Raw genomic sequence first — 17,507 nt, 5'->3', positions numbered from 1 at the left:
GTATCAAAAATACTACTTTTATGAATGCATGAAGTTAAGAAATAATTATTTTTAGATATATTTTCTTACTAGGTGGTTTTCTGCCACGAAGGCACTAAGACACAAAGTTTTTTTAATTTCGCAAAGGCATAGAATTCCTAGGTTGTTTTCATTTTTTTTTCATTTCGAAGAGATGTGATCTGTAGCTTAATTGTTTCTTAAAACAAAAAAACTTTGCGACTCTGTGCCTTTGCGAGATTATTTCACGGGCATAGATTCACATAGAAAAATAAAAAACTTGGTGTCTTAGTGCCTTCGTGGCAAATTCTCTTTATTTAGGGAAGACTGCACTTTGATAAGCACCCAAATCAGGAGGAGAAGTTCTTGTTGCCCCAATAATATCCAACGGAATTATATAGATCTGATTTCCTTTCGCGAAAGCGGGCGACGCATTATCGATGTTGAATTTATTCTGAGAAACATTATAAAATTTCGGATTTTCATTCAGGATAATCTGATTGTAATGTTCTGTGTCTGTTTTAAATTGATAATCTGGATTAGTTGAAGAACTGCTAAATTTTAAAAGACAATTATTTAACTGATAAACAAATGGAGCGCTGGTACTTTTGTTCAAATTAAATTCATTAGTATTTGAACCGAAAATGATGCAGTTATTGAAAGTAGCCTGAGTCAGCGGATTTGCTTCCGGAGTTTCGCCAGGCAAAGTATTACTTATGTTTACTGCGAAATGCGAGCTGCTTTGCCAGTTGTTGTTAAAAGTACAATGCGTAAAGCTATAATTACCGCCATAAACACAAGATAAACTCGCTAAACCTGCATAATTGATTACGATATTTTCTCCTGTAATTCGGGCATTTTGGGCCAGAATTCCATACTCAACACAGTTATAAATCTGCGTATTTTTGATGAAAACAGTCGTTGCATCCTGATTTTTGAAAGACAAACCAACTACTGCGTTTTTAAGTGTCAAATGGTTTATCGAATGATTTGTACTTCCTTCAGCCAAAATAACCGAATTCCATTGTCCGGGAATAGCATCGTAAAGTGATTCTAATCGATCGCCTTCAAAAATAACTTCGTTTTCTAGTTTTTCAGTTGTTGATTTGGCACCATTAATCTGAAGTGAAGCTTTGTTGTCTACAAAAAGACCCGAGTTAGCATGGAAATATACACGCGATCCGGCTTCAAAAGTGACCGTTTTATCTTGAGGAACTCCCGCATAACCGTAAATAACATAAGGTTTGTCATTGGTGAAAATCAATTCATTTCCATTTACGGCATCATTTTCATCCAAATAAAATCCATCGACATCTTTTCCGTCAATTTGAATTTTTTCTTTGGTTCCATCCGGATTTTGCTTCGGATATAAAAAAACAGCATCCTGAATTAAAGTAACCAAAGCGACTTGCTGTAGGTTTGTTCCGCTGTCAAACTGAATTTCATCGGTATATAAAAAGTCGGTTGGATTGGCGTCTGTAATATCCGCAGTTGTTTCTACAAAAATGTACAAACTGTCTTTGGCTAAAAGCGTAACATTATTGAAGATTTTTCCGTTGTTTCCCGTCATTCCGTCTACCGTCATTCGGTATTTAGAACTCAAGCCTTTTTTGAGTTGAATAATCGGAATCGAAATATCATTTTTAGTTTTATTATAGACTTTTAGTTGGTAAGTGCTTGAACCAATATTCTTAAAAACGGTGTCCAAATAAACGGTATCTTTTGAAAACTTTAAATCTCCTGTGCTGGCAACGGTATCAAAATCAGTTCGGCAAGAACTGAAAGCTAAAAGTAGGCCGAGAATGAAGAGTGCAAAATAGTGACGCATTTAAATTCTTTTTTGTAAAAATAACAAAAAAGGGTCAGGTTCATAAATGATTTTTAATATTAGAATTGGATTTTCTAATTTGTATCTCATCTTTTCTTTAATTTTACGATTTTAAAGCCTATTCTAAATGAATTATACAAAAGAACAAATTTTAGAGCGTTGCAATCAGTTTTCTAAAAACACCTTGATGGAGACGCTAAAAATTGAATATATCGATGCAGGCAATGACTTTTTAACTGCAAAAATGCCTGTAAATCCAAGTGTTCATCAACCAATGGGATTACTGCATGGAGGGGCTTCAGTTGCTTTGGCTGAAAGTGTTGGAAGTGCCGCCTCTTTCTTTTTTATTGACACAAAAGAGCAGGAAGTTCGTGGCATTGAAATTTCTGCCAATCACTTAAAAAGTATTCGTGAAGGTTGGGTTTTTGGAACTGCACGCATCATTCATAAAGGAAGAAGCATTCATCTTTGGGAAATTAAAATTACGGATGAAGAAGGAAACCTGATTTCACTTTGTAAACTAACTAATATGGTTTTGGATAAAAAGAAAACCGAATAAAAACATGAACGACTTTTTCTCTACTATAAGAAAACATCAAGAGCAGAAATTGCCTTTTGTCATTTATTCTAAACCTAATTCATCAAGTGTTTTTGCGCTATTGCAGCAAGATGATACTTTGTACAAAGTCACAGATTATAGCGAAAAAGGTTTTGTTTTTGCTTCTTTTGATGAAAAACAGCTGATATTAATTCCGGAGAATGAATCGAAAATTATCAGTGCTGAACAAACAGCCGGCAATTTTGAATTTAATGAAATTGAAGATCCAAGTTTTGATTCAGAAGCAAAAATGCAATATGAAGCTTTAGTTGAAAAAGGAATTCAGGCGATTAAGAATGAAGAGTTCAAAAAAGTAGTTTTGTCAAGAAGCGAAATGGTTGACCTGACTGATTTTGATTTTATCGTCACTTTTAAACGTTTAATTCATTTGTATCCATCAACTTTTACGTATTGCTTTTCGCATCCTGAAATTGGATTTTGGATGGGAGCAACACCGGAACAATTATTAAAAGCAAGTGGAAGTGCTTTTGAAACTACCGCATTGGCCGGAACTCAAAAAGCAGTTTCTGAAGAGCATATTTCCTGGCAGCAAAAAGAAAAAGATGAGCAACAATACGTAACGGATTTTATTATAAAAAGATTGCGTGAAGTGGCTTCGTCTGTAAATGTTACAGAACCTTACAGTATCAAGGCAGGTTCGATCTGGCACATTAAGACCGATATCTCGGGAGTCTTAAAAGAGAATTCAACTTTAGAAGAAGTTGTCGATACTTTACATCCAACACCGGCCGTTTGTGGTTTGCCAAAGAAAAAAGCAAAAGCATTTATTATTGAAAACGAAAATTACGACAGAACTTTTTATACTGGTTTTCTGGGTGAATTAAACAGCAGTTTTGCCCACAAAGCTACAAGTTCTGATTTATTTGTAAATTTACGCAGCATGCAAATCAAGGACAATAAAGCGATTTTGTACATGGGATGCGGCATCACAAAAGAAAGTATTCCGGAAAAAGAATGGGAGGAAAGCGTCAATAAATCCATGACGATGAAAAGAGTTTTGAATATAAAAAAGAATAATAATTGTTAAAGAAAAAGTTTCAGGTTTCAAGTTTCACGTTTTGTACGTAACCTGAAACCTGAAACAAAACAAACAAAAAACAAATGAAATTAGATATACTAGCCTTTGGCGCACATCCTGATGATGTAGAATTGGGTTGTGCGGGAACAATTTTAAAAGAAGTTTCACTGGGAAAGAAAGTGGGAATCGTAGATTTAACCCGAGGAGAATTAGGAACCAGAGGAACAGCAGAAATACGAGATGAAGAAGCGAAAGCAGCTGCAAAAATATTAGGTGTTTTGGTGCGTGAAAACTTGGCCATGCGCGATGGTTTTTTCGTTAATGATGAAAAGCATCAGTTGGAAGTTATTAAGATGATCCGAAAATATAAACCGGAGATTGTATTGTGTAATGCAATTGACGATCGTCATATCGATCACGGAAAAGGGAGCAAATTGGTTTCTGATGCTTGTTTCTTATCTGGATTGATGAAAATCGAAACGGTTGTTGATGGCGAAAAACAAGAAGCCTGGAGACCGAAAGTGGTTTATCATTATATTCAGTGGAAAAACATCGAACCAGATTTTGTTGTAGACATTACGGGCTTTGAGGATAAGAAAGTAGAAGCAATTGCAGCTTATAAAACTCAATTTTATGATCCAAATTCTGATGAACCTGCAACGCCAATTACAAGCAAAAACTTTTTTGAAAGCTTAAATTACCGCGCCAAGGACTTAGGAAGACTTGTTGGGAAAGATTTTGCTGAAGGTTTTACTGTTGAAAGATGTTTGGCAGTCAATAGCTTAGAAGATTTGATTTAAAAAGTTTAATATTTTTTCAATTTTTTATTTGCGGAAGTAAACATTAGTTGTATATTTGCAACCGCTAAGCAAAATGGTGGTTGTAGCTCAGCTGGTTAGAGTAGCGGTTTGTGGTGCCGCGGGTCGCCGGTTCGAACCCGGTCAGCCACCCAGAAATTTAAAGCCTTGAAGAAATTCAAGGCTTTTTTTGTGCGCTTAATTTTTTCACCATATAAGTCACATAAGCTTTTTTTAAAATTACTGCGAAAGCTTGTGGAGTGATTAAGTACATATAAATCTAGTGTGGAAAGGAAATATTTGAACTTCGTATTCTGAAGGAAAAACTCAAACAACACAAATGAAAACTTAAAAAGTCTTTTTATAAGTTCAAAGTAGTTTTAAATAAACTTATATGACTTATATGGTGGAAACAAAAAAAAAGCATGACGGTTAAGTCATGCTTCATCTTGGTTATTATAGTTTGGTTTATTAAATTATCGTATTTCTTCAAATGTTGTTCCTTGTTCAATGTCTCCGGTTTTAAAACCTTTTTTAAACCAGTACATTCTTTGTTCTGATGATCCGTGTGTAAACGAATCCGGAACCACCTGATCGCTCATTTTACTTTGAATTGCGTCATCGCCAACAGCATTGGCAGCACTTAAAGCTTCGTCAATATCGTCAGTATCTAAGTTTTTCTGATTATAGTGTGTCCATACCCCGGCATAAAAGTCGGCTTGTAATTCTAATGCAACGGAAAGTTTGTTTGCTTCGGTCTCACTTTTTCCTTCCTGTGCCTGACGCATTTTAGCCGACGTTCCGAGTAAGGTTTGAACGTGATGGCCAATTTCGTGCGCTATAACGTACGCAATTGCAAAGTCACCACCCTTGGCGCCAAATTTAGTTTTAAGCTCCTCAAAGAAGCCTAAATCCATATAAACCTTTTGGTCACCCGGACAATAAAAAGGGCCGGAGGCAGAAGATGCCCCGCCACAGGCTGTTTGTACAGAACCTCTAAAAAGCACCAATTTTGGTTTTTTATAGGTCATGCCATGTTCTTCAAATATTTTACTCCAGATGTCTTCGTTGTCAGCAAGAATTACACGTACGAAATTCCCCATTTCTTCGTCTTCTTTGCTCAATGGAGCAGCGGCTTCAGTTTGTTGCTGGCCACCTTGCAGTTGCTCTAATGCAGATCCGACAGTTTGACCGGTTTCGCCACCAAAAACATTTAATAACAAAATAATGATACCAATAACGCCGCCTCCAAGAGCTACTTTTCCTCCTGAGACACCTCTTCGGTCTTCAACATTATCACTTTGTCTTCTGCCTAACCATTTCATAATATATTGGGTTTAAACTTTTTTAAGTTTTCTTTTACACGAATTTATATATTTTTTGGGAATTACGCATTAACAGAAACAATTTAGTTTTAAATTATTTTAACCATTTTCGTATGGCTTCTTCGACCGTACCTCTTATAATAGGTTTTGAGATATAATCATTCATTCCGGCTGATAAACATTTATTTCGTTCTTCTTTTTCAGCTCCGGCGGTTACGGCGATTATAGGTATACGCTGACCTATTTCAGTAACTCTGATTGCTTTTGTAGCTTCATAACCATTCATAATTGGCATCTGAATATCCATAAAAACCAGATCCGGATTAATACTTTCAATTTGTTTAACGGCTTCATACCCGTTTTCACATTCAAAAATAATGGCATTTAGGTTTAGATTCTTTACAATCGTTTTTAAAAGAAGCATGTTTACTTTGTTGTCTTCTACGATTAAAATGCTCACTTTTTTTCGATTAGAACTATAGCTTAAAGCATATTCCGGATTATTTTGCTTCGAAATTTCCTTGAATTTTTCATTGATGCTTTCATGACTGGTTTTTAAATTCAGATCAAAGTAGAAATTACTGCCGTCGTTTATTCTGCTCTTAAGCTGCAAACGACTTTCCATTAAAGCTAATAATTGATTAGAAATGGTTAAGCCTAAGCCCGTTCCTCCAAACTTTCTTGTTGTTGAACTATCTTCCTGAGAGAAAGCTTTGAATATTTTTTTCTGATTTTTTTCTAAGATTCCAATTCCGGTGTCAATAACAGAAAAACGAATGATGTAGTTATCATCTGCTTTTTTATCCAAAACAGTTACGTTTAGTTTTATTGATCCTTCGTTTGTAAATTTGATTGCGTTAGATAAAAGATTGATCAAAATTTGTTTAAGACGAACAATATCTGTCCAGATGTATTTTGGCACTTCAGGATCCAGGTTTAATTCGAGTTCGAGATTTTTTTGATTGGATTCGTAAATGATCAAATCAAATATTTGTCCCAGTATTTTCTGAACATCATATAAATCAATAAAAAGCTCCAGTTTTCCGGCTTCAATTTTAGAAAAATCAAGAATATCATTTATGATTTCCAGTAGTGAATGTGCCGATTGATTGATGGTTGTCATGTATTTTTCCTGAATTTCTTCAAGATTGGTTTTCATCAATAAATGGGTAAAACCAATTATACCATTTAAAGGCGTTCTGATTTCGTGCGACATATTGGCCAGAAAATCAGATTTTGATTTATTTGCAGCCTCTGCCAGTTCTTTGGCTTTAATTGCATCTTCACTTTCTTTAATTTTGGCGATATTCCTATTTCGATCTAAGGCAGAAGAAATGTTATTGGCTAATGTTTGAAAAATATAAATTTCATCATCAGTCCATTTTCTCTCTTTGGTACAATCATCAAAACCAATAAAACCTGAAAAAATGTTGTTGGTAAACAGCGGTAATATTAATATGGATTTAATATTATTAGCGATTAGCAATTGCTTAAAAAAAGTGTCTTCCAAATCCCGCGTTCGCGTATTTAATACTTTTCTATTATGAGAATGAAGAATAATTTCTTTTAAATTGTCTTCAGTAAAATCTTGTAATTCAGTTATCTGGTGTTCAATTCCATCTCGGGACCATTTATACTGCTGACTTATAGTATTGGTTTCGAAGTTTTTATCATGGTAAAAAATATGATCCACTTTTGAGGCTTTTCCAATAATATCAAATGTTTCCTGAAACATTTTTTGCAGACTTTTACTCAGTAGAAACTTTTCCGTGCACAAAGCCAATGCAGATAATAGATCACTTTTAAGTTCTAATTTTTTCTCTGCTTTGAGTCGCATCTGAGAAGAAATAGCAAGCGAAATTACATCAGAAATAGTTCTGGCATAGTTGATATCTTCATTGTCCCAATCTCTTTTTTCTCCCGTACTTTCAAAACATACTACACCAGCCAGTTGTCCATTTGAAAAGATTGGAACATCAAGCATTGATTTTATTTTGTTTTTATTAAAATAAATTTCCTGAAATTCAGAGGTTTCTAATTTATCAAAAACATCGGGCGCATTTATTATGGCTTTGTTTTTTAAGGTTTCAAAATAAATAGGATATGACTCCTTGTCCAGAATGTTTTTATCACTTAAATTTTGATCATCACTACTGAATAGGTTTCTGCATATAATTACGTCACCTGTAAATTTCCAGAAACTTACTCTGTTTGCCTTTGATATCGTTGCAGCTTCTTTAATTATTGAATCGATTACGGTTTGCAGATTATTATATTCACGAAAATCTGTTGTCGATAATTTTTTAGTCGAATTATTATAAGCCTCAATTTTTTCTAAACGTCTTTTTTTCTCATTTTCAATATTTTTCATCTCCGTAATGTCTCTGGCGATACCGGCAAAACCAATAATTTCACCTAAATCATTTTTACGGACAATTACTTTTTGAGAGATCCATACCTGGCTTCCGTCTTTCTTTATAATTGGAATTTCGATTGTGGGATAATTGTTTCCATTTTTCTCCAGATTTTCGTAAAAATCAACAGCATTTCTGATATAATCTTCATGTATGAAATTAGAATAATGCTGTAAAATCACTTCATTTTCAGCATAGCCTAAAAGTGAAAAACCAAATTCATTTATAAAGGTAAAATAACCATCGGCACTTATTTCAAAAATAATATCAGTTGCAGTCTGAATAAGATTTTTATATTGATCCTGAACGATAATTTGTTCTGTAACATCCTGACCAATACTAATAATTAATCGCTCGGAGAATTTTTTATCCTTCCATTGGATGTATTTAAATTCGCCATTCTTATTTTTTAATTTTCGAATATATAATTTATTATCAATGTAGTTTTTTTGATAATTCTCTTTATTGAATTCCGGGTCTTCTGTAAGTCTCCAGAACTCCAGTCCTTTTACCTCTTCTGGCAGATAGCCTAAAATTGAAGTGATGGTTTCGCTGCAAAAAAGTAATTCACCTTTTTCATTTGTGGCAATTGTCAGAGAGTTTCCTTTATGAACAATTTCATTGGTAAATCTAAAGTTATCCCGATTATTTAATAGAACGGCATATTTTACCTGATTGATAATAAAAGTGACAATGCTGAAATTGATCAGTAAAACAGATGATTTAAGTGGAATTAGATTAAAAACAACTGTTATGGTAAGAAAGGTAAAGGTGAAAGCAACAAATGCCCAATATATTTTTATTGGTTTTAAGATGTTGTACGAAAAGAAAAATGAAATTAAAAAAGTAATTATGGGCACAACATCATTTGGAAGGTAAATAATATTGCGGGCAACATAGCTTATGTAAATAAAAAACGATACGATAAAAACCCCCTGAATTTTATCTCGAAGTATTTTTATTTTATCTGTCAGAAGATAAATTATCAGGACAAAAACACCTATAGAAACATTGGCAACTAAGAGACTTTTTGGCCTGATCTTAAAGATTTCATTGATGATTTCAATTAAAATAACCGCGATACCAAAAAATAAAGTATATAATTGATATTCGTTATTGGCGGTGTCCGTTTCTTTTCTTTTCTCAATGAAATTACCAATTTTAGCTTTGATTTTAAAAAACTGATAAACGAGAATGCTTAAAAAACCCAAAAGAGATAGCCCTAAAATAATAAGTTTCGGATTGTTGTAGAAAATAATATCAGGAGCAAACACATACCAATTTGTTATAACTGCTTTCAGGGTATTACCAAAATAGGTAACTCCTGAAAGCAGTGAATTGTAAAAACTATAGTTTACTACCATAGTATTCGTGGTATGTTGGTTTAGTAAATAGCATTTTGAATTTTCTAAACAGAGTAGGTTAAGCTCTTGATTTATTTAGAATTTCCGATTTATTCTAAATCTGACTGACCTATTGTTTCAATTGGATCTTCTTCTTCCATATTGAAAATTCCATAATAAGTCGCGTAGGTCATTGATGTATTAAAAGCAAGCGTGAAAATTATAGCTATACAACATCCAAAGAAACCTATGAAAGACCCTATAAAACCAACAATAACCAGAGCAAATATTATTAGCGGATTTTTACTAATGATAATTAAGCATGATTTCAAGGCATCTAATGCTTTTAGATCCCCAAAAATTACCAGTGGAATAGCCAAATAGGTAAGAAATGATATAATTAAATTCAGCAAGATCGACATACCAATGATTCCCATTTCGTTAAAATAAGCGCCAATAATTGTTGAAATTGCACCACTAATGATAGCTATAATAAAACCAACTGTAAATATTTGTGAAAAATGATGTGTTTTATAATAAGTAAAAATAGTTGAAACATTAAATTCTTCATCCTTATCTGCGCAGTCTGCCATTTTAAGAAAACCGGCGCTAAAAGGAGCGATAAGACCACTTATTACTGAAGTGCCCAGTAAAGAAATAAGCATTTGTACAGAGCTTTGTTTCTGACTATCGAAATTTTCAAGAAAATCTTTACTCATGCTTTCCACGCCATAATAGGCAAAAAGTACACTAAAAAGACCGAAAAAAAAGATAACTGAAAAGACTAAAATAATGAGCCCGAAGTAAAGAGCTATTTTTTTATAGTTTTCAAAAGCATGGTTAAAGACAGTTGAAAAATCTAACGAATAGCCGTGATTTTTAATGTCTTCGATTTGATCAAGAGTAGATTTCATTTTAATAGTAGAATTGTTTTTTATACTTTTTACGCCTAGGTTAAATACTGAAACGTAAATATAATATTTTTAATCAATTACATATGATAATCTACAAAATATCCATAAGCACATTTTTGTTTATTTACATCCAGTCTAGTAATCGTTTGATAGAAGCTAATTTATCTTTGTAAGGAGCATATCGCATAGGAAGATCTAACCAGTTTCCTTTTTTGACAATAGCTTTGTGATGAGAGAAAATGTCAAAACTTAATTTACCGTGATAAGCACCAATTCCACTGTGGCCAACGCCGCCAAAAGGTAGTCTTTTGTTCGAAAAATGAACAACGGTATCGTTAATACAGCCTCCGCCAAAAGAATAATTTGCTATAAGTTTTTTTGCAAAAGAATGATTTTCACTAAAAATATAAAAGGCAAGTGGTTTTTCGTATTTGCTTATAATGTTTTGAATTTCCGCTTCAGTTTCATAAGTAAGAATAGGTAAAATTGGGCCAAAAATTTCTTCTTTCATTACAGGACTATCAAGTGCCGGTTCTTCGATTAATGTTGGTGAAATAAATAGCTTATTGGCATCTGTTTCTCCTCCAAAAATAACTTTTTCGCGCTCGATCATACTGTCTAGTCGAAGAAAGTTCTTGGTATTAATAATGCGGGCAAAATCGGGAGATTTGTCCAGTTTTTTGCCATATGATTTTATGATTTCATCAATTAAAAAAGTAATAAAATTGACTTTCATATTCTTTTGAATCAGAATATAATCCGGTGCAATACAAGTCTGACCGGCATTGATGAATTTTCCCCAGGCAATTCGTTTGGCGGCTAATTTTAAATTAGCAGTTTCGTCAATAATACAAGGATTTTTTCCGCCCAGTTCCAATGTTACCGGAGTCAGGTTTTCGGCCGCTGCTTTGGCGACCACTTTACCAACAGCAACACTTCCGGTAAAGAAAATATAATCCCAACGCTGTGCCAGTAATTTATTAGAAACTTCAACACCGCCTTCATGTACTTCAACGTGATTTACGTGGAAAGTCTTTTCAATAATTTTAGCAATGATTGAAGAAGTATTCGGAGTGAGTTCAGAAGGTTTTAAAACAACTCTGTTTCCTGCTGCAACTGCTGCAATAAGAGGGCACAAAGCCAATTGAAAAGGATAATTCCAGGGTGCAATTACTAGAACATTTCCGTATGGTTCTTTATAAATATAATCAGTAGAAGGGAAGTTGAGAATAGAAGGAAAAACGCGTTTACGACGTGACCATTTGTAAATGTTTTTGATGGTGTCTTTTAGGTCTGAGATGACATAATTTGTTTCAGTTAGAACAGCCTCAAATTCTGGCTTTTTAAAATCATCGTATAAAGCTTTTACAATTAAATCTTCGCTTTTTTGGATGTTATATAATAACTTTTTAAGCGTTTCTTTTCTGTATCCGATGTCGTTTTTATAGTCCATTTTTTGATCAACTTGTTTTTTTACTCTATGCAAGTTAATCGATAAAATTTAAAAAAGTAACAATTAAATCATAAAATCACAACGCATTCCAAATGGTTTCATCAGGAGTAGGTGCAATAATTGTTATGTTTTCTTTGGAGACCGGATGAACAAAAACAAGTTTTCTGGCATGAAGATGAATTCCGCCATCAGGATTACTTCGATCAAAGCCATATTTCAAATCTCCCTTAATTGGCGATCCAATAGCGGCTAATTGTGCTCGAATTTGATGATGACGACCTGTGTGAAGATTGATTTCTAAAGCCACATAATTTTGAAGTTCTTTGAAAACAGTATAATCTAAACTGGCAATTTTACTATCAGGAACTTCTTTTAAATGGGCCTTTGAGGTATTATTTTTTTCATTTCGTTTTAAGAAATGAACCAATTTGGCACTTGCTTCCTGCGGTTTATTTTTCACAACTGCCCAATAGGTTTTTTGCGTTTCACGATTACTGAACATTTCGTTCATTCTTGTTAAAGCTTTGCTTGTTCTGGCAAAAACAACAATTCCGGTTGTTGGTCGATCCAAACGATGAATTACACCCAGAAATACATCACCTGGTTTGTTGTACTTGTCTTTGATATATTCCTTAACAACATCAGATAGCGGTTTGTCTCCCGTTTTATCACCCTGTACAATATCACCCACACGTTTGTTTACCACAATGATGTGATTGTCTTCGTGTAAAATTTGGAGGTTATTTTTATCTGAAATTATTTTCATTTTAGACTTACTTAGATTTAGATGGAAAGAATTTGGCTAAAGCCTTTTTTAGATGAAAAAAAAAGTCCTCCAGCTAAAGCTGGAGGCTATTCAATTTTAAAACCTTTGAACCTTTGTTGCTTTGAACCTTTGTACCTAAAAAAGAAACCTTAGAATCTTAGCAACTTAGAACCTTAGTACCTTAAAAATTAATACTGTTCTTTTTCGTTCGGAAAATCACTAGACTTAACATCAGCCGCATACTGACCAATTGCTGTAGTCATTTGTTCGTATAAGTTTAAATAACGACGTAAAAATCTTGGGCTGAATTCATTGTTCATTCCTAACATATCATGAATAACCAAAACTTGTCCGTCAACGGCGCCACCCGCTCCAATACCAATAACCGGAATCGAAATGCTTTCTGCTACTTTTTTTGCTAAATCGGCTGGAATTTTTTCAAGAACCACTCCGAAACAACCTATTTTTTCAAGCATTTTGGCATCTTCAATCAATTTTTCAGCCTCTTCATCTTCTTTTGCACGAACACTGTAAGTCCCGAATTTATAGATAGATTGTGGTGTTAAACCCAAGTGTCCCATTACCGGAATTCCCGCGTTTAATATTTTTTTGATTGATTCTTTAATTTCTTTTCCACCTTCTAATTTTACAGCATGTCCTCCGCTTTCTTTCATGATTCTGATCGCAGAACGCAAAGCTTCTTTAGGATCTGATTGGTAACTTCCAAAAGGTAAATCGACTACAACCAATGCTCTTTCGACAGCACGAACAACAGATGAAGCGTGGTATATCATTTGATCTAAAGTAATAGGCAAAGTTGTTTCGTGACCAGCCATAACATTTGATGCAGAATCTCCCACTAAAATCACATCAACTCCTGCGGTATCAACAATTTTAGCCATTGTGTAATCATACGCGGTAAGCATGGAGATTTTTTCTCCATTGCTTTTCATTTCGATTAGTGATTTGGTAGTGATTCTTTTATAATCTTTTTTAGCAACTGACATTATATAAGTAAGTTTTAGTTTTTTTTGAATAGTTTTAAAAGCAGCATGTACTTTTAAAACGAAAATTTTTTGACTGCAAAATTAAGTAATATATTCTAACAATCGGCCATATTAACTGCAATTGCCAATCCGCCTTCAGAAGTTTCCTTGTATTTGGAATTCATATCTTTAGCGGTTTGCCACATGGTGTTAATTACTTTATCCAAAGGTACTTTTGCATTTTTAGAATCGGTTTCTAAAGCCAGTTCGGCTGCATTGATGGCTTTTATGGCACCCATTGTATTTCTTTCAATACACGGAATCTGAACCAAACCGCCAATCGGATCGCAAGTCAAACCAAGGTGATGTTCCATTGCAATTTCGGCAGCCATCAATACCTGGGCAGGACTTCCGCCCATTAATTCGCACAGTGCCGCCGCAGCCATTGATGACGAAACACCAATTTCAGCCTGACAACCACCCATAGCGGCAGATATAGTCGATCCTTTTTTGAAGATACTTCCAATTTCTCCGGCAACCATCAAAAATTGTTTGATTTCTTTTTCGCCCGCATTATGGTTTTCAATTACCAAATAATACATTAAAACAGCCGGAATTACACCAGCGCTTCCATTAGTTGGAGCAGTAACAACGCGCCCTAAAGAAGCATTTACTTCATTCACGGCAAGTGCAAAACAGCTTACCCATTTTAATATTTGGCGGAATTTAACTTCGGTTTTTCTGATTTCTTCCAGCCAGGATTGTGGGTTGTCATAATTGGCAAGACCAATTAAATTCTGATGCATATCAAAAGCTCTTCGGCGAACATGTAATCCACCAGGAAGAATTCCTCCTGTATGACAGCCAATATACATACATTCTAACATCGTATTCCAGATACGCATTAATTCCGAGTGAATTTCTTCTTCCGGACGCATCGATTTTTCATTGTCATAAACAATCTCTGAGATCAATTTGTTTTCTGAAATAGTATAATTTAAAAGCTCTACCGCATTTTGAATCGGAAACGGAAAAGCACATTTAATTTCTTCTTTGATCTTGGCATTGGTACGTTCTTCTTTGACAACAAAACCTCCTCCAATAGAGTAAAAAGTAGATTCATATTCAGAATCATCAGCTTTATATGCAGTGAATTTTAATCCGTTAGCATGAAAAGGAAGAAAATCTTTGTTGAAAACAATATCCTGAAGAAAATAAAACGGAATCGTAATCTGATTTCCTAAAACGATTTCATTTTTGGTTTCGATCGTTTTAATGATTCCTGCAATATTGTCGACCGGAATATATTCAGGATCCTGGCCACTTAAACCAAGCATAACGGCCAAATCAGTAGCGTGACCCTTGCCGGTTAAGGAAAGTGAACCATATAGATCAACTTTGACTCTGGTAACTTGTTCTAAAATAGATTCGTTTTTTAACTCTTCTAAAAAACGTTCTGCAGCGCGCCACGGTCCCAAAGTATGCGAACTTGAAGGGCCAACGCCAATTTTAAGCATATCAAAAACAGAGATACATTCTTCCATTGTACAATTTTTATTAAGACAAAGATAATTGAATAATGCAATGATGATTTATTTTTGATTGTTAATGTTGCAGTTTTGTTAAAATAAATATTAAATATTAATAATTTGGCAAAGAAGTAAATTTAATTACTTAATATCGGTCTTTCATAAAAAGTTCGGGATTTTTTTAGGTATTTTTGTAAATAGCTATTACTAGAAAAGACTGATTTTTTTAGTTTTTAATAATCGAAATAAACTGCTACTTTGGGTATTTTGTATGAATGCTGAAAATGTCTTTTTCAAGACAATTGATATACCACACAGGAGCTAAAACCACATTATGATAGAATTTTTCAGGAATTTATTAGAAGAGTTTGAACTGCCACTTAGCAATCCAGTATTGATTTTTTCATTAATACTTTTTATAATTTTATTATCGCCAATTTTACTGAAGAAAATTAATATTCCCGGAATTATAGGTTTGATTATTTCAGGAGTAATTATTGGCCCTCACGGACTTAATATTTTGGCTAAAAATTCGGCAGTAGATTTATTCTCAACTATTGGACTTCTTTATATTATGTTTATTGCCGGTCTGGAACTCGATATGAATGAGTTTAAAGCCAACAAAAACAAGAGTTTATTATTTGGTTTTTTTACTTTTATTTTTCCCCTTTCTATTGGTTTTCCCGTTTGTTTTTACCTTTTAAAATATGATTTTAATGCCAGTTTTTTAACAGCAAGTATGTTTGCAACGCACACATTGGTTGCATATCCAATTGTGAGTAAACTAGGTATAGCAAAAAATCAGGCAGTTGCCATTACAGTGGGAGGAACTATTTTGACCGACACCGCAGTTTTGATTATTCTGGCCGTTATTATGGGAAGCAGTGAAGGGAATCTGAATCAGGCTTTTTGGTTGAAACTAACCGCTTCATTGATTATTTTTTCTGCTATTATGTTTTTGGTTATTCCAAGAATTGCGAAATGGTTTTTTAAGAAACTGGAAAGTGAAAAGCATGCGCATTATATTTTTGTATTATCTGTTGTTTTCTTTGCGGCATTTTTAGCGCAAGTGGCAGGAGTAGAACCTATTATTGGTGCTTTCGTTGCAGGTTTGGCTCTGAATCCTTTGATTCCACAATCATCAGCCTTAATGAACAGAATTGAGTTTATTGGTAATTCATTGTTTATTCCGTTTTTCCTTATTTCTGTGGGAATGTTGGTTGATATTAGTGTGATTTTAAGCGGTCCGACAGCATTGATTGTAGCAGGAACATTGAGCGTAGTCGCGATTTTCGGAAAGTGGTTCGCCGCGTTTTTTACTCAAATTGTTTTTAAATATACCAAAACCGAAAGACAGCTTATTTTTGGATTGAGCAGTGCACATGCCGCAGCTACTTTAGCGGTTATTTTAGTAGGATATAAAGCTAAAATTCTGGATGAAAATATCTTAAATGGAACTATTATCTTAATTTTAATTACCTGTATCGTAGCTTCTTTTGCTACAGAAAAAGCAGCGAAAAAAATTGCAATCTGCGAAGAAGAAGTTTCCCATGAAGATGCGCATCAGGATCAGATTTTAGACGAGCATATTTTAATTCCGCTTGCCAAAACGTCTGCAACATCAAGTTTGTTAGATTTTGCACTTTTGATTAAAGATAAAAAATCATCAAACCCGATTACGTTGTTGACGATTGTACCGAATAACGATCAGGCTGAAAAAAATATTTTAAGATACCGAAAAGCAGTTGATAAATTCGTAATTCAGGGCTCGGCTTCAGAAGTAAAAATCAATACAATTGCAAGAATAGACCACAATCCTGCGAGTGGTATTGCCAGGACTTCAAAAGAAATCATGTCGGATATTGTGATTGTGGGATGGCCGAGAAAAACAGGTTTCTTAGATAAAATTTTTGGTGAAAATGTAGATTCAATTATTAATAACGTTGATAAAAGTTTGTTTATCTGTCGTTTTGAAAAGACATTTATAGAAGAGAAAAGATTGGTTTTCATTTGTCCGCCTTTCTCTGAAAGAGGAGTAGGATTTCAACTTTTGATTCAAAAAATCTGTCGCTTATCACAGGAATTAAGTATTCCGATTGTGATTTATGCTGAATATAAAACACATCAGTCAATTCAGCAAATTGCTAATTATTTGAAGCTGAATGCTAAACTGGGTTTCAAAAGTATTTTAGACTGGGATGATTTCGATGCAATCTCAGATGAAATTAAACCAACCGATTTGATTGTTTTTAATTTATCCAGAAAAGGTTCTGTTTCGTACCAATCGATCTTTGATAAACTACCTCAAAAATTCGAAAAATCATTCAGCGAAAACAATCTGATTTTAGTTTATCCGCAAGACGATAACAAAGTAACTTCTATGGATGCTTATGAAGATTTTACTGCGACACCATTAACCAAAGGTCTTGAAGCAATTGAGCAGATTGGTCGAGGTTTGGGGAATATTTTGAAGAAGGGGTAAGAAAAAGAGTTTTCAAAAAAAAGCTCCAAAAGTAAA

The 17,507-nt window shown here is 34.0% G+C and carries 12 protein-coding genes and 1 tRNA gene; 5 read left to right on the top strand and 8 right to left on the bottom strand.

Annotated elements, in window-relative coordinates:
* Positions 1-310 precede the first annotated feature (310 nt).
* Positions 311-1,825 (bottom strand): hypothetical protein, encoded by a 1,515-nt coding sequence (locus AC3ITQ_RS20960; RefSeq protein ID WP_489236034.1) that lies wholly within the window; start codon positions 1,823-1,825, stop codon positions 311-313.
* A 127-nt stretch (positions 1,826-1,952) separates the two neighbouring features.
* Between AC3ITQ_RS20960 and AC3ITQ_RS20955 the strand changes: the two genes are divergently transcribed.
* The 4 genes from AC3ITQ_RS20955 to AC3ITQ_RS20940 all read left to right on the top strand — a co-directional run bounded on the left by AC3ITQ_RS20955 (position 1,953) and on the right by AC3ITQ_RS20940 (position 4,412).
* Entirely contained in the window at positions 1,953-2,384 is a 432-nt protein-coding gene (locus AC3ITQ_RS20955; RefSeq protein ID WP_489236033.1) for a PaaI family thioesterase, read from the top strand.
* Between the two features lie 4 nt (positions 2,385-2,388).
* Positions 2,389-3,471: a chorismate-binding protein gene (locus AC3ITQ_RS20950; RefSeq protein WP_489236032.1), complete on the top strand. Its 1,083-nt coding sequence runs from the start codon at positions 2,389-2,391 to the stop codon at positions 3,469-3,471.
* A 74-nt stretch (positions 3,472-3,545) separates the two neighbouring features.
* The gene (gene bshB1, locus AC3ITQ_RS20945; RefSeq protein WP_489236031.1) at positions 3,546-4,262 is read left to right on the top strand and encodes a bacillithiol biosynthesis deacetylase BshB1; all 717 of its coding nucleotides are present in this window, start codon (positions 3,546-3,548) and stop codon (positions 4,260-4,262) included.
* 76 nt (positions 4,263-4,338) lie between these two features.
* A tRNA-His gene (locus tag AC3ITQ_RS20940) sits at positions 4,339-4,412 on the top strand.
* A 323-nt stretch (positions 4,413-4,735) separates the two neighbouring features.
* Here AC3ITQ_RS20940 and ypfJ read toward each other — a convergent pair.
* The 7 genes from ypfJ to AC3ITQ_RS20905 all read right to left on the bottom strand — a co-directional run bounded on the left by ypfJ (position 4,736) and on the right by AC3ITQ_RS20905 (position 15,004).
* Entirely contained in the window at positions 4,736-5,584 is an 849-nt protein-coding gene (gene ypfJ / locus AC3ITQ_RS20935) for a KPN_02809 family neutral zinc metallopeptidase (RefSeq protein WP_375032694.1), read from the bottom strand.
* A 94-nt stretch (positions 5,585-5,678) separates the two neighbouring features.
* Positions 5,679-9,362: a response regulator gene (locus tag AC3ITQ_RS20930; RefSeq protein ID WP_489236030.1), complete on the bottom strand. Its 3,684-nt coding sequence runs from the start codon at positions 9,360-9,362 to the stop codon at positions 5,679-5,681.
* An 89-nt stretch (positions 9,363-9,451) separates the two neighbouring features.
* Complete coding sequence (locus AC3ITQ_RS20925) at positions 9,452-10,255, bottom strand: hypothetical protein (protein ID WP_489236029.1); 804 nt, start codon at positions 10,253-10,255, stop codon at positions 9,452-9,454.
* Positions 10,256-10,379: 124 nt separating this feature from the next.
* Positions 10,380-11,708 (bottom strand): aldehyde dehydrogenase, encoded by a 1,329-nt coding sequence (locus AC3ITQ_RS20920; protein WP_489236028.1) that lies wholly within the window; start codon positions 11,706-11,708, stop codon positions 10,380-10,382.
* A 76-nt stretch (positions 11,709-11,784) separates the two neighbouring features.
* The gene (locus tag AC3ITQ_RS20915) at positions 11,785-12,474 is read right to left on the bottom strand and encodes an RluA family pseudouridine synthase (protein WP_489236027.1); all 690 of its coding nucleotides are present in this window, start codon (positions 12,472-12,474) and stop codon (positions 11,785-11,787) included.
* Positions 12,475-12,662: 188 nt separating this feature from the next.
* The gene (gene panB, locus AC3ITQ_RS20910) at positions 12,663-13,481 is read right to left on the bottom strand and encodes a 3-methyl-2-oxobutanoate hydroxymethyltransferase (RefSeq protein WP_026984628.1); all 819 of its coding nucleotides are present in this window, start codon (positions 13,479-13,481) and stop codon (positions 12,663-12,665) included.
* Between the two features lie 95 nt (positions 13,482-13,576).
* Positions 13,577-15,004: an L-serine ammonia-lyase gene (locus AC3ITQ_RS20905; RefSeq protein WP_489236026.1), complete on the bottom strand. Its 1,428-nt coding sequence runs from the start codon at positions 15,002-15,004 to the stop codon at positions 13,577-13,579.
* Between the two features lie 319 nt (positions 15,005-15,323).
* On the opposite strand from AC3ITQ_RS20905, the gene AC3ITQ_RS20900 reads away from it, so the two are divergent.
* The gene (locus AC3ITQ_RS20900) at positions 15,324-17,471 is read left to right on the top strand and encodes a cation:proton antiporter (protein WP_489236025.1); all 2,148 of its coding nucleotides are present in this window, start codon (positions 15,324-15,326) and stop codon (positions 17,469-17,471) included.
* Positions 17,472-17,507: the final 36 nt, after the last annotated feature.

Source organism: Flavobacterium sp. KH_001, assembly GCF_057840745.1.
Note: the sequence above shows the minus strand (reverse complement) of the source record. Positions and strands in the feature narration are given on the sequence as shown.

Coding starts and splice junctions, on each gene's coding strand:
- AC3ITQ_RS20960 (WP_489236034.1), bottom strand. CDS start 1,825: ATGCGTCACTATTTTGCACTCTTCATTCTCGGCCTACTTTTAGCTTTC.
- AC3ITQ_RS20955 (WP_489236033.1), top strand. CDS start 1,953: ATGAATTATACAAAAGAACAAATTTTAGAGCGTTGCAATCAGTTTTCT.
- AC3ITQ_RS20950 (WP_489236032.1), top strand. CDS start 2,389: ATGAACGACTTTTTCTCTACTATAAGAAAACATCAAGAGCAGAAATTG.
- bshB1 (WP_489236031.1), top strand. CDS start 3,546: ATGAAATTAGATATACTAGCCTTTGGCGCACATCCTGATGATGTAGAA.
- ypfJ (WP_375032694.1), bottom strand. CDS start 5,584: ATGAAATGGTTAGGCAGAAGACAAAGTGATAATGTTGAAGACCGAAGA.
- AC3ITQ_RS20930 (WP_489236030.1), bottom strand. CDS start 9,362: ATGGTAGTAAACTATAGTTTTTACAATTCACTGCTTTCAGGAGTTACC.
- AC3ITQ_RS20925 (WP_489236029.1), bottom strand. CDS start 10,255: ATGAAATCTACTCTTGATCAAATCGAAGACATTAAAAATCACGGCTAT.
- AC3ITQ_RS20920 (WP_489236028.1), bottom strand. CDS start 11,708: ATGGACTATAAAAACGACATCGGATACAGAAAAGAAACGCTTAAAAAG.
- AC3ITQ_RS20915 (WP_489236027.1), bottom strand. CDS start 12,474: ATGAAAATAATTTCAGATAAAAATAACCTCCAAATTTTACACGAAGAC.
- panB (WP_026984628.1), bottom strand. CDS start 13,481: ATGTCAGTTGCTAAAAAAGATTATAAAAGAATCACTACCAAATCACTA.
- AC3ITQ_RS20905 (WP_489236026.1), bottom strand. CDS start 15,004: ATGGAAGAATGTATCTCTGTTTTTGATATGCTTAAAATTGGCGTTGGC.
- AC3ITQ_RS20900 (WP_489236025.1), top strand. CDS start 15,324: ATGATAGAATTTTTCAGGAATTTATTAGAAGAGTTTGAACTGCCACTT.